This window comes from Nitrospiraceae bacterium (assembly GCA_020632595.1).
GTDB lineage: Bacteria > Nitrospirota > Nitrospiria > Nitrospirales > UBA8639 > Nitrospira_E.
On record JACKFF010000011.1, the window covers coordinates 1 to 13,239 of the forward strand.

Consider the following 13,239-nt stretch of genomic DNA (forward strand, 5'->3'; position numbering starts at 1 on the left):
CCGCGAGTTAGCCCGTCTCCCCCTCCCTCGTCCGATTAATCCGATAAGGCCGGGCGGGGCGTCACTGGTTTTGCCCACTTTTGCCGAAACAAAAGGACCTCGGCTGCCGGGCCGAAACCCGGCATCTATCGTTTTTTAGGAGTCGGCAGGAATTTTTTCTAAGACTTTTTGAAAAAGGCGCTCCACCCGCTCACTGGAAAAGACGACTTTATAGGGCCTATACACAGGCAAAGCCGTACCTGCCGAGCGTGAGTATTCAGCAATTCCATCATGGCAAGAGTGAAACGGCACCCGCAGATGCGGATCCGAGAGAAGCCCAATCAGGGTTGAAACGCATTTCGGAATTGGGTACCCGTGACTTGCCAAATTTGTATATGGTGATAATATACAGGAACCCTTGACTCACCATGATTGACTGGACGCCAATAATCGGTTTTGACTGGGATGAGGGCAATGCTCGCAAGAGTGCCGACAAGCATGACGTCAGTCAGCCCGAGGCTGAGCAAGCATTTCTTAACAGGCCTTTACTGGTATCACCTGATACACTGCACAGCCAACAAGAGCCCCGCTATCATGCGCTAGGGACAACCGACAACAAGCGGCGGCTTCACCTGACCTTTACTGTACGATCGAGTACTACCGGTAAGTTAATTCGGATTATTTCAGCGCGTGACATGCACCGCAAAGAGAGGACCAAATATGAACAATCGAAAAAAAATTCCTGAGTTCAAAAGCGAAGCTGAAGAACGTGCGTTCTGGGAAAGTCATGACTCCACGGAGTATATAAACTGGGATAAGGCTCAGACTGCCTCTTTCCCAAATCTGAAGCTGTCAACAAAAACCATTTCGCTTCGGCTTCCCGAGGGACTGCTGGATCGTATAAAAATTGAGGCGAACAAGCGCGATGTGCCGTACCAATCTCTTATCAAAACCTGGCTGTCGGAAGATGTGAAAACCCGCTAACTACGGTCCGCTCGGGTTTTCGATGGGATGAGGTCTCCGGACCGAATCCGCCTCGTGTTCAACACCTACGACACCCTCTGCTGACTTCTGCATGCCCATTTGCCGAAAGAAAATGACTTCGTCTGCCGGAACGAACCCCGGCAACATGGAACATCACGCCGACACCAACTCTGCAACTAGACCGACGAGGTAACAATTGAGATTGCTCCGCTGGTCCGACGCCTGCCGCCCGTCCTAGATCGGACGCTCTTCTAGCTGGCGGGCTTGTCCGAGCCCTGCGAGTTAGCCCGTCTCCCCCTGCTTCGCGTCTGATCAATCCAATTCGGCCGGGCGGGGCGTCACTGGTTTTGCCCACTTTGGCCGAAACAAAAGTGGGTCGGCGGCCTGGCCGAAACCCGGCAACACGGGACATCACCCGACACCAACTCAGCAAATAAAAGGAAGGGTTGAGGTGCGAGATTGCTCCGCTGGTCCGACGCCTGCCGGCTGGCCCACGGGAGGACGCTCTCATGAGTTGGCGGGCCTTGTTTGAGCGGAGCGAGTTGGTCCGCCCTCCTAAGACTGGCGTCCGTCCCCTGCATGAGGCCAGACGGGGCGTCACTGGTTTTGCCCACTTTTGCCGAAACAAAAGTGGGTCGGCCGCCGGGCCGACACCCGGCAAACCTTCCAAAAACTGCAAGGCCGACGAACGAAGAGAAAAATAATTAAAAGACTCTACCTCCCCTAGCCCCGCCTTACAAAGGCGGGGAATCTGCAAAGAAAAGATTGCCCTCTTAAGACCGTAGCTATGACCAAGGGTTGAAGCTTCCGGTTGATTCTTCTTGGCCAACGATGCGGGGATATCCCCGCATCCACTCATTCGTCCCCGCAATCCTCGCAAATCAAGCAACGCCACATCACGCCTAAACCATTGTTTCACAACAACTTTCCTAATCAATCGTCATGGCAAGCCCCTTGCGATAGGACGGTTTCAACAATCGCATTCGCAACCGGAAAGGAGGTGAACATTCACAGGTGCCAAAGGGCGGATATTCAAATGAGTCCGCGAAACAAGATGACCGGACATGCCAACAACGACTAAACGATTACACAAGGAGACAGCCATGAACGTAAAGATTTCTCAATCACCCGCATCACAGCCTCACACGGAGACCCCAGCCCCTGAGCCCCAAGCCAGTCCATCGGACACCAAGGAGATTATTTATCTGGCCTCCGGGTTACTCGTCCTGGTCTTGGGGATAGGCGGCCTCTTAATGTATTCCGAGGAAACGCCCCTACCTGCGACCGCTTCTCAGGGAATGGATAAGACCCAAATAGCGAGTGCATTTAACTCCTCCGACCAGCAACCCGCTTCTGACGAACCCCTGGCATTGAGCCAGGCTCTGGCTGAAGTGCCAGTGACCAATTCGGTCATCCCGATCACCGGAACGGTTGTGAGCCAGCCCATGGAAGAGACGAATGTCTATTTTGCGTTTAACGAATGGACCTTGTCCGATGAGGCAAAGGACCGCCTTAAAACCCGAATGGAGAACAGACCGGAGGGATGGACCGGCACCCTCCGCATCGTAGGACATACCGACGCCCAGGGGCCGGATGCCTACAACCGTGCATTAGGACTCAAGCGGGCCCAGTCCGTTAAAACCTTTTTAATGTCTCTTGGCGTGGCTGAGGGTGACCTCCAGGTGGACACGTTGGGGAAAGACGGATCGATCTGTCAGGAAGAAACCCCGGAATGTTTTGAACAAAACCGGCGGGCCCATGTGGCGTTACTTCCTGCCTCACCATCAGAAGGAGAAGATCTCCAACTGTCGATGACTCCTGCCGACACGGACAGCCCGGCGGGTGAAGAATTGGCCCTGACTACTGACGAATCGCCCATCGTCCCATCGGACACTGAGCTCTCCGTGCAGGAGGACGTTCAAGAGGAATCGGTCTCTTCCGATCCACTCCTCACTGTCGAGTCCCTTCCCTGAAACTCTTACCCCGGGTTGGCTCACCATGCTGTGGGTCGGCCCGGGCCCGCCCTGACTGACAATGTGCGCCAACACCTTTTACGACCATAAAGGAGCCGGTATGAATTTCTGGAAGCAACTTCTTCTGCCTCTTGCCTTTTGGCTCACCGGCAGTGTGGTGGATTGCCTGGGCCTTCCTCCCGTGTCCGCTCAACCATTGGAACCCGACGTCACGGCACCCTCTCAACAGGCCGGACCGGACATATCACATGGCTTGTCGATTCGCCCCATGTCGGGAGGACCCATTCTCCCCGCCCCCACCGTCTCCACCCATGTCACCACGACCATCAGCGGGCTGATCGTCCGCACCACCGTCTCGCAAACCTTTCACAATCCCAGTTCCGAATGGGCCGAGGGCATCTATGTCTTTCCGTTACCCGAGCAGGCGGCCGTCGATCACCTGCGCATGCGGATCGGCGAGCGGGTGATTGAAGGAATCATTCAAGAACGGGCCGAAGCCAGGAAAACATTTGAACAGGCCAAGCGCAAGGGACAACGCGCCAGCCTGCTGGAGCAGGAACGACCCAATGTGTTTACCGCATCCGTCGCGAATCTCGCGCCGGGTGAACCCATCATCGTGGAGATTGAATATCAGGATACGGTCCGGTACGACCAGGGCCGGTTTTCTCTCCGGTTTCCGATGGTGGTCGGGCCACGTTATATCCCGGGCGCGCCCCTTTCTATGGTCGAAGCGCAATCACAGACGACCGGCCTGGGATGGGCCGTCAATACCGATCAGGTTCCCGATGCGTCACGGATCACGCCGCCGGTACAACATCCCGGTGAAGGCCTTCTCAATCCCCTCACCTTGCAGATCGATCTGGCACCCGGTTTTCTGCTTGATCGCGTGGAGTCCCCGACTCACCCCATTCAGGTTGAAACCCATTCCAACGGACGCCTGAACATTACCTTGGCCGACCCTTCCACGTTTGCCGATCGCGACTTCGAATTGGCCTGGACTCCGCACGCTTCGCATGAAGCCCAAACACAACTGTTTCTAGAAGAACAGGACGGAGAAACTTACGGTCTGGTGTTTTTTCTTCCGCCACAACTCATCGAAACCGAACCGGGTGGCCTGAGCCGTGAAGTCATCTTCGTGATCGACACCTCAGGTTCCATGGCCGGTGCGTCGCTCGTGCAAGCCAAAGCCGCACTGAAACTGGCCGTGTCGCGGCTGACTCCCAGGGATCGATTCAACATCATTCAGTTCAATTCCATCACGAAACAATTATTTCCACTGGCCGTGCCGGCTGACACCCGTTCGATTCAACGCGCGGTGTCGTATGTGAACAGCCTTCAAGCTGAGGGCGGGACGGAAATGCTTCCGGCTGTGGTTCAAGCATTGTCTCATCAAAAAGAAGAACAGACTTCTCTCAGGCAGGTGATCTTTATCACCGACGGGCTGATCGGGAATGAAGAGGAATTCTTCTCAACCCTTCACCGCCTCCTCGGGCAGACCCGCTTGTTTACCGTCGGCATCGGCTCCGCTCCCAACGGGCATTTTATGCGCAAGGCCGCTCAACACGGGCGGGGCACCTTTACCTACATCGGCACCGCGCAGGAGGTGCAGGACACGATGCATCGCCTGTTTGTCAAATTGGAACAACCCGCCTTTCTCAATCTCGCGCTGGAAGGTTTCCCCGATGGGGCATGGGATCTCCTTCCGGCTCCACTGCCGGATGTCTATGCGGGAGAACCGCTCATGGCAGCGTTTCGAACGACGACTCCTCCCGCCCATCTGACCATTTCCGGCACGCACGGAACCGTTCCCTGGAAAAGGGTACTGCCGTTTGCGTCAGGAGTTTCCCGGTCTGGCATCACCGTGCATTGGGCCAGGCAAAAAATATCCCAGCTCATGGATCAACAGGCTTCATCAGCCCAAACTGGCCAATCCGAACCGCAAACGGAAATTCGACAGACTGTCATCGACGTGGCCATTCAACATCATCTGGTCAGCCGCTACACCAGTCTGATTGCCGTAGAAACCACCCCTGCTCGTCCTGAACAACACCCGCTCCACTCCCATGCGATGAAAACCAACCTCCCTCATGGCATGCAGTACGAGGCGATATTCGGCTGGCCACAAACCGCCACACCGTCCACCCTCTATCTTCTAATAGGCATGTTCATGGTCTGGATAGGATGGGTATGGACGCGACAACATGCCGCACGAAGGTGACACGTCGCATGGGTCGGATGTTGACCGGCGTGTTGTTGGTTCTGGGAGTCTGGTTAATCGGACAGGGGCTGTGGATTCCCGTGAAGGCCATTGCCGCTCAATGGCTTTTGCAACAGGCCTGGACGCAGACTCTTACGACACAACAGCCCGCCAGGCCTTGGCCGTGGGCAGATACCTGGCCGGTCGGACGCTTGCTCGTTCCACGATACGGCATCGATCAGATTATCCTGGCCGATGCCAGCGGGCGATCATTAGCCTTCGGGCCTGGGCAGTTTTCTGGAAGTCTGCAGGCGGATGAACCCGGTGCCATCATGATAAGCGGACATCGCGATACGCACTTTCAGTTTTTACAACATCTTCAGAAAGAGGATCTCATCCATGTGGAATGGCCGACTGGTCATCGAACGTCCTATACCGTTCAGGAACTTACCGTGGTGGATAGCCGCCACACCCGCCTTGCCAATCATCCGGATTCAGACGCATTGATCTTGACGACCTGTTATCCCTTTGATGCGATCCTCCCTGGCGGGCCACTGAGGTATGTGGTGAGAGCAGAAAAATTCCAGCGGTTATGAATGACAGTCGTGTAGGAAAATGCACAGTTCAGTCTCACAACCCAATAGGAAGCATTGCATGAAAGACATGCAGGAGTGGCAAGCTTAGGGCCTGTGCTTCAGCACATGACGAACGGGAAGAACGGCGCGGAAAATATGTCTTACATGTCTGATCAATGAACTCACAGCCAGCGTCTGACGTGCCTTTTATACTGCACATAGGCCTCGCCAAACTTTTTTTCGAGATACGCCTCTTCGCGTGCAATGACCAAGTGATAGAGCAACAAGGCTGCAGGGATCACGCTGAAAACCATCCACCAACTATGCAAAATCATGCCGATACCGACACACGCCACACACAACGCCAGATAAATCGGATTGCGTGAGACGGCAAAACATCCGGTCGTGATGATCCTGGTGGTTGGCTTCCATGGCTCGATGTGTGTGTTAAAGCGCCGGAATGACCATGAAGAGGTGCCGATGATCAAGAGTGAAATCGCGACCAGAGTATAACCGGCAAACACTAAAGCCGGCGAATGCGCAATCCTTAAGGGGATCAGGTGGTTGAGAGCATAGGCCAGAAGCAGAACGCCGAGAACCATGAGTGGCGGCGGCACCCTGACCGCCGCACCTTTTTTGTCAGGCTCTGGATTCATCTCAGGCGAGAGCCGAGGTCGCACAGGGTGACGGCATGATTGCCTGATGAATTGCGGTGTTGGCTGGAGACGATTTTCGCGTTGGCCTGCGGGAGGATGCCACTTTTGGTTGAGAGTACATCCTTGTCTTTATTGTTTGATGAATATCCGGTGAGGAGGAGCGGACACAGACACAAGGCATGCGGTTGATACATCGGGTCCTCCTCATATGCGCCGGGTGTGGAATATGAAGGCGTCATCCGGTGCCGGTGCACTTCCTGCCAAATAATGCGGGAGGCTATCGTGCCTGGAAGCCCGCTACTGCGTCGGGAGCGTCGCGACAGCCGTTTGCGATCTCGTTCGTCTGTATCGTTTGGTTGAAGACCCACTCGATTTTTCCTGCCCTGGACGCTCAAACCCCATGATTCCTCATAACCACCCCTTCCGCTTAAAATACCAATAGGGAGCGATTCCGGATAACACCATGGCGCACAGGGCCAGAGGATATCCCCACCACCAATGCAATTCCGGCATCACCTCGAAATTCATCCCGTAGATGCTGGCAATCAAGGTCGGGGGCAGAAACACGACAGCGGCAATGGAAAAGATTTTGATAATTTGATTTTGTTCGATATTAATGAGCCCCATGGCGGCATTCATTAAAAAATTGACCTTTTCAAACAGGAAGGCGTTATGCGGCAGAAGGGACTCGATATCACGTAAAATTTCGCGAATCCAATCGCGTACCGTCTCATCTCCCCTTCCCCGCCGAAGGAGGAAGGCTAAGGCGCGTTGGGTATCCATCAAACACAGCCGCACCTTTCCATTCCCATCTTCCTCCCTGGTCAGCGAATCGATCGCTCCCTGCAGATTTCGGCTTTCTTTGGCCAATACCGTTTGACTGATGGTTTCCAAAGCCAGATGCGTAGCTTCCAACTGGTCGGCCAGTTGTTCAATTTTCAGTTCAAACAACGCCAGGAGAACCGACAATGGATCCCGGATCAGATCCAATTCATGTCGGGCTCTTCGCCGCATCAGTCGAAACAATGGAATGGGATGATCGTGCAAGGTAATGATGCAATTGTCTTTGATCGTAAAGGCTACCGCCCTCGTGGTGGCACGATGATCTTCTTCCTGAAAAAAGAATGAATAGATATGGAGGCTATCCTCTCCTTCATTGACACGGGCACTGGCTTCAATTTCCCGGACCTCTTTGCTGGTGGGCAATGGTTGTTCGTACAGAGTCTCAATGACTTGCCGTTCGTCGTCCGTCGGGGCGGTGAGATCGATCCACATGGCCACCTGAAGGGTATTGGAAAGCTCAGAGACGGGCAAAGACTGAAACTTCCCATCATGTAAGGCATACGCGTTGATCAATGGTCGATCCTCTCTTGTTCGCGAGATCGAAAAGAGTATGCCTTCATTGAGATTTTTCCTCCGATCCCCGGCTTGGTACCACCAGGACCCCGCAAAATTATTGCCGGAGTGACCGCCTCATCAGAGCCACATCCGGATTAAATAAGGATCAAAATGCCGGTTTTACATCAACGGGATTCGATGAAGCAAGCGATGCACCCGTGGGTAACCGTCTTGTGTCACGCGGCTAAAACGAGGCGATTTTTTCCCGGTGAAAAAGAGCCAAGGGGACCGGGAGAACAGCCAGCATTTCTCTATTCCGGCAAGAACTAGGAATAGATCAAAGGAGTAGGATAGTTCAAACCCTGCTGACGGGAGCCGGTCTTCTGATCGACCGATGAAGTGTCCCCAGGGCCTTAATGCACCAATCCCGGGATTGGCCCTACCTCAACAAGCGGGGGAGTGGGTTCCTGATAGGAGTTGAGGTACGCATGATGATCATGCATCGTGGCCCCTTCCGGAAGCAGGTCGTATAATGGGCCGAGTTTTCCACGAATTTTTCTCGCATAAAATTTCGGCAATTCCACTGTTTCCCCTTCCAGAAAATTTCGGACCGACACATTCGTATCCAGTAATCCCCGGATCTTCGTGTGGTATTTGATCCGGCCGAACCCTTCACTCGACACCGACCGGATGAAATTAAACCATTTGGGAATCCATCCACGATTCAACATCATCCGCTTGGCAATCATCGGCCAGGAAAACGCATGCCGGGACAAACCCACGACATGATCATAAAATTCCGGCCAGGCATAATGTTTAGGACGCACATTCATCGCATGGTTATTGTCAAGAAAATGAAAAGGAAAGGGCAGCACCCGTCCGTCCCGTTGCAATTCCCGATTAAAAGGAGCTGCCTGGCCAAATGCCGTGAGCAGAGAAAAGGCGGGAAAGGCTCCGGGAGCTAAATCTAAAAATTGCTTGGTGAGGTCAAACGGTTCAGGTCCCTGGTCGGAATCCAGGCCCAACACAAAATTCACCTGAACATAGGGGATATACCGCAGGATCAAATTGATATGATCGGCCACCTGCTTTACTTTTTCTTGCCCTCTGTGACGACCGGTCCGGGACTTGTCCCCCATGTCATACCACGACTCAATCCCCGGCAAAATGGCCTTGAATCCATTCTGCTTTAATCGTTTCAGGTGGGGCTCGGCCAGGAGCGACAGGGTGCTTTCTGCAATGAAGTCAATACTATCGGGTGGAATCGCCGTTTCAATGGCATTCATATATTCCTGAAACCGCACCCCGAAATTCGGGTCGTGCCAGGCCACAATCGGTCGTTTCAACTTCGTCCGCAGAAATTTAAGATCCTCGCTGATCTGATCAAACGACAAGGGCTGATAGTCCACAGTGGCATCCACACAAAACCCGCAGGTATAGGGACACCCCATGCTGCCGATCATCGGCACGACTTTAAATGACGTGGGCGCCTTGGCGATGGTCGGCTCAATAAATTTCCAGCGCTCCTTCGCTCCAGGCAATGCGGTCGGTTGCCGGGCTGCTGCAAGCTGAGCTCCCAGGGGACGATGCTGCGCACAATCCGCCAGAATATCCTGAATGAGGGTCTTGTCGGTAAAGCCCACGACATAGTCGAAATACTTAGCCGCATCCTGCGGATAACTTCGCGCATGAGGCCCGCCCAATACTGTCACGGCCCCGCGAGCGCGAAACATCTGACTGATGGCATAGGCTGTTAACGCCGATCGGGTAAACGCCCCGATGAACACAATATCCGTCTCATCCAATAATTCGTGTTGGAGATCTTCGCGGCCGGTGTAACACACGAAGCGCACCTGATGGCCTAATTCTTCGCACCACACCCCCACGACCTGGGGCATGATGCTCGCCAGATTTTGATTCATCACCCTGGCATAGAGGGAATTCGTGGGACCTTTGGTGACTAGATCCAATATTGTCACCCGACGTGGGCGCATAGACAACCTCCTAAAATGGGATACCCGAAAATTTGGTGGAGGGGAAAAAAGAGGAATCTCCTGAAGCTGCCTCACCGTAGAGGAAAACCTGGATTAGGTCAAGGATAACCAGTTGCATTAGGACCGATCTTCCTGTACGGTTTTGTAAGAATCGACCGTCTCGCAGGATCCAAGCCATTCTCCGGCTGTTCTGGCCGGTGTCGTAGCCTAAACCTCCTCAGACCGGCCTCGATACGCAACCTCAGCATAGAACAATGTCGTTCGTGCTTCGTCTGGTTGTGCCCAACAAAGGAACTGACTGTCATGCCGAATCAAAAACGCCGAAAAGACCTTCGAAATGTCGCCATCATCGCTCATGTCGATCATGGCAAAACAACGTTAGTGGATGCCCTGCTCAGGCAAACCGGCGCGCATGTATTCAAAGAAGGCGAAGCCGTCATTATGGATTCCAATCCATTGGAAAAAGAGCGTGGCATTACCATTTTTTCGAAAAATGCTTCCCTCCTCTATAAAGATACCCGCATCAATCTCGTCGATACGCCGGGCCATGCCGACTTTGGGAGTGAAGTCGAGCGCATTCTACGCATGGTGGACGGAGTGCTCCTGCTTGTGGATGCCTTTGATGGCCCGATGCCCCAAACCAAGTTCGTCCTGAAAAAATCGCTGGAATTGCATTTGAAACCCATCGTCGTAATTAACAAGATCGATCGCCCCAACGCCCGTCCTGAAGAAATCGTGAATCAAACCTTTGATTTGTTTTGTGAACTGAACGCGACCGACGAACAGTTAGATTTCCCCATTGTGTACGCATCCGGAAAAGAGGGAAAGTCCACGCTGGACATGAGTGATCCCCCCGTTGACATGAAGCCCTTATTGGACACGATCATTCACCGGGTCCTGCCGCCCGTGGCTGATCCGGAACAACCCTTTCAAATGCTCGTGACTATGTTGGAATACGACTCCTACATCGGTCGTGTGGCGGTGGGACGGATTGTCCATGGGATGATTGAAGTCGGCAATCAGATCGTCGCCGTGAAACGGGATGGCACCATTTCCCGCGGAAAGGTCACCAAACTGCTCGCGTATCAGGGACTCACCCGGATCGAAACCGATTCCGCTCAAGCCGGAGATATCATTTCCCTGGCCGGCCATCAGGATGTTCGGGTGGGAGAAACTTTAGCTTCTCCTCAAAACCCGACAGCCTTACCGACCGTCAACGTGGATGAACCCACGATTTCCATGAACTTCTCTCATAATACCAGCCCTTTGGCTGGAAAAGACGGGGGGCGTTTTCTCACGTCGCGACACATTCGTGAGCGCCTGGCTCACGAAGCCATGATGAATGTGGGGATTAAAGTGGAGGAGGCCGACGGTGGCGAGCGATTTACGGTCTCAGGACGCGGCGAACTCCATTTATCCATTTTAATCGAAACCATGCGTCGGGAAGGGTTTGAATTAGAAGTCTCCCCGCCCAAAGTCATTTACAAAGAAATGGACGGCGAAATTCTGGAACCTGTCGAACTTGTGGTCATTGAGGTGGACCCGGGTTATCAGGGTGCGGTCATCGAAGCGCTGGGTGCGCGGAAAGCCGAAATGAAGGACCTGCGTATCAGTGCAGTGGGCACCGTCCGCATGGAATTCCACATTGCGTCGCGTGCCCTTTTGGGATTTCGCAGTGAATTATTGAGGATGACCAGAGGCAGCGGGGTCATGTCCCAGATTTTCCATGAATACCAACCCTTTAAAGGAGAGATTCCTCATCGTTCGGCTGGAGTCCTCATTTCTCATGGTCCTGGACAGGCCGTTGCCTATGGCCTCTGGGGACTTCAAGATCGTGGCGAAATTTTCCTTCATCCTGGAGACGATATTTATGAGGGCATGCTGGTTGGGGTCAACAACAAAGGCAATGACCTGGTGGTGAATGCCATCCGCGAGAAAAAACTCACTAATATTCGAGCCTCTGGAACCGACGAAGCCATTCACCTCATTCCCCCGCGGGAAATGACCCTGGAATTCGCATTGGAATTCATCGAAGATGATGAACTGGTCGAAGTGACTCCTAAGAATGTGCGCTTGCGAAAGCGCTACCTCACCGACAACGAGCGCCGATCCGCCCGTAACCTGTCCAAGAAGGCTCAATAACTTTTGCCTCCGTAACTTTTGATCTGCTTTTTGGCCTTGCCATCACTCAACCGTGGCGGCAAGGCCCATGGCCATTCCCTCCAAACCGACCCGCATGCCTTGTGCAAAACATAACCTTCGGCTGGCTCAAGTACCCTTTGCCCAGAGTTGATTGAAGGCATCACCTTCCAGGGCTTTCTCAACAATGCTTAAAGAAATTGCTCACGAAAGGTTGGAGAAAAGTCCGGTTGCCCCTTCTTATTTTTAAATTGACCGGCTCAAGTGTTTATCAGCCAACTCTCTGCCTTATCCGCAATAAGATTTTGACCCCTTAGGCGTTTTCCCCTCTTAAGTACTTTCCTCTTTCATCATTTTTACGTATAATTCAGGCCTACCGTCCAGACGGGAAAAAGCCTTGCAGACAAGGCCTAACACCCGATAGCAGTCCATCCCATTGTGGAGCAGGCATGAACAACAATTTTTTCAAAGGACATGGCTTGGGCAATGACTATATTGCTCTCGACCCAGCCAAAATGTCTTTTAAATTAACACCGCGGACCATCCGGGCTCTCTGCGATCGGCATTGGGGAGTGGGAAGTGACGGCATTCTGGCGCTCGGGCCTTCGAAAAAAGCCGACTTCGGACTGCGCATATACAATCCTGACGGGAGTGAAGCGGAGAAATCCGGCAATGGATTGCGGATTTTCGGATGCTATCTGTACCACACCAAGCATACGAGGAAAAAACACTTTACCGTTGAAACCAAGGGCGGATTGGTTGAGATTCATTTGGAAATTAACGGTCATGGATACGTGAATGGGGCCACTGTCGACATGGGACGAGCCTCGTTTCAACCCATTGCTCTCCCCTGCACCTTACGGGTGCCTGAGTTGATTCAACAGCCCGTAAAGGCCGCAGGCCAGTCTCTCCGGTTTACCGGGGTCAGCGTCGGAAACCCGCATTGCGTAGTGTATAAGAAACAGGAAGAGCAATGGACCCGACAGGACCTTCTTGAAATCGGGCCGGAACTGGAAAACCATATTATTTTCCCGAAACGAACCAATGTCCAACTGGCCGTTCCGACCGGGCCTCGGACCATTTCTATTCTGATTTGGGAACGGGGTGCGGGAGAAACACAGGCCTCGGGCTCCTCCGCCTGTGCGGCGGCATGTGCCGGAGTACGGTTAGGATTGGTTAAAAGCCCGGTAAGCGTGAAGGCCCCTGGAGGAACATTAGATATTACCGTTGATCCTCAGTACAACATCACGATGAAAGGGCCCGTCACCGAGGTCGCCAGAGGGGAAATCAGCCAAGCCTTCATAGACGGCCTGCGGTAGATTCGATATTCATTTCCTACTCCCCGACTTGCCCTCGGACTTGCCCATCCAGCCCGTTGGGATTATCTGTGGGATTCTCCCAGAT

The 13,239-nt window shown here is 53.4% G+C and carries 12 protein-coding genes; 7 read left to right on the forward strand and 5 right to left on the reverse strand.

Annotated elements, in window-relative coordinates; translation table 11 throughout:
- The first annotated feature begins 407 nt into the window (after nt 1-407).
- Together H6750_16565 and H6750_16570 are read left to right on the forward strand one after the other, a co-directional pair.
- On the forward strand, nt 408-725 hold the full coding sequence (locus H6750_16565; protein ID MCB9775920.1) for a BrnT family toxin: 318 nt from the start codon (nt 408-410) through the stop codon (nt 723-725).
- Complete coding sequence (locus H6750_16570; protein ID MCB9775921.1) at nt 700-963, forward strand: BrnA antitoxin family protein; 264 nt, start codon at nt 700-702, stop codon at nt 961-963. Before H6750_16565 ends, H6750_16570 begins: the two co-directional genes overlap by 26 nt.
- Nucleotides 964-1,021: 58 nt before the next feature.
- On the opposite strand, the gene H6750_16575 is transcribed toward H6750_16570, so the two are convergent.
- Nucleotides 1,022-1,882, reverse strand: coding sequence for a hypothetical protein (locus H6750_16575; protein ID MCB9775922.1), 861 nt, complete (start codon nt 1,880-1,882; stop codon nt 1,022-1,024).
- A 184-nt stretch (nt 1,883-2,066) separates the two neighbouring features.
- On the opposite strand from H6750_16575, the gene H6750_16580 reads away from it, so the two are divergent.
- The 3 genes from H6750_16580 (at nt 2,067) to H6750_16590 (ending at nt 5,729) form a co-directional block, all read left to right on the forward strand.
- Complete coding sequence (locus H6750_16580) at nt 2,067-2,936, forward strand: OmpA family protein (protein MCB9775923.1); 870 nt, start codon at nt 2,067-2,069, stop codon at nt 2,934-2,936.
- 100 nt (nt 2,937-3,036) lie between these two features.
- Entirely contained in the window at nt 3,037-5,154 is a 2,118-nt protein-coding gene (locus tag H6750_16585; protein MCB9775924.1) for a marine proteobacterial sortase target protein, read from the forward strand.
- The gene (locus H6750_16590) at nt 5,124-5,729 is read left to right on the forward strand and encodes a class GN sortase (GenBank protein ID MCB9775925.1); all 606 of its coding nucleotides are present in this window, start codon (nt 5,124-5,126) and stop codon (nt 5,727-5,729) included. Before H6750_16585 ends, H6750_16590 begins: the two co-directional genes overlap by 31 nt.
- A gap of 161 nt (nt 5,730-5,890) precedes the next feature.
- On the opposite strand, the gene H6750_16595 is transcribed toward H6750_16590, so the two are convergent.
- From H6750_16595 to H6750_16610, 4 genes are all read right to left on the reverse strand, one after another.
- Entirely contained in the window at nt 5,891-6,310 is a 420-nt protein-coding gene (locus H6750_16595; GenBank protein MCB9775926.1) for an isoprenylcysteine carboxylmethyltransferase family protein, read from the reverse strand.
- A 50-nt stretch (nt 6,311-6,360) separates the two neighbouring features.
- The gene (locus H6750_16600; protein MCB9775927.1) at nt 6,361-6,732 is read right to left on the reverse strand and encodes a hypothetical protein; all 372 of its coding nucleotides are present in this window, start codon (nt 6,730-6,732) and stop codon (nt 6,361-6,363) included.
- 40 nt (nt 6,733-6,772) lie between these two features.
- Nucleotides 6,773-7,720, reverse strand: coding sequence for a magnesium/cobalt transporter CorA (gene corA / locus H6750_16605; GenBank protein ID MCB9775928.1), 948 nt, complete (start codon nt 7,718-7,720; stop codon nt 6,773-6,775).
- A gap of 395 nt (nt 7,721-8,115) precedes the next feature.
- Nucleotides 8,116-9,696 (reverse strand): radical SAM protein, encoded by a 1,581-nt coding sequence (locus tag H6750_16610; GenBank protein MCB9775929.1) that lies wholly within the window; start codon nt 9,694-9,696, stop codon nt 8,116-8,118.
- A 303-nt stretch (nt 9,697-9,999) separates the two neighbouring features.
- Here H6750_16610 and typA point away from each other — a divergent pair, with 303 nt between their 5' ends.
- Nucleotides 10,000-11,838 carry a translational GTPase TypA gene (gene typA, locus H6750_16615; protein MCB9775930.1) on the forward strand — a complete coding sequence of 613 codons (1,839 nt, stop codon included), beginning with the start codon at nt 10,000-10,002 and terminating at the stop codon, nt 11,836-11,838.
- A gap of 446 nt (nt 11,839-12,284) precedes the next feature.
- A complete protein-coding gene (locus H6750_16620; GenBank protein ID MCB9775931.1) occupies nt 12,285-13,154 on the forward strand; it encodes a diaminopimelate epimerase in 870 nt (289 codons plus the stop codon).
- Nucleotides 13,155-13,239 lie beyond the last annotated feature (85 nt).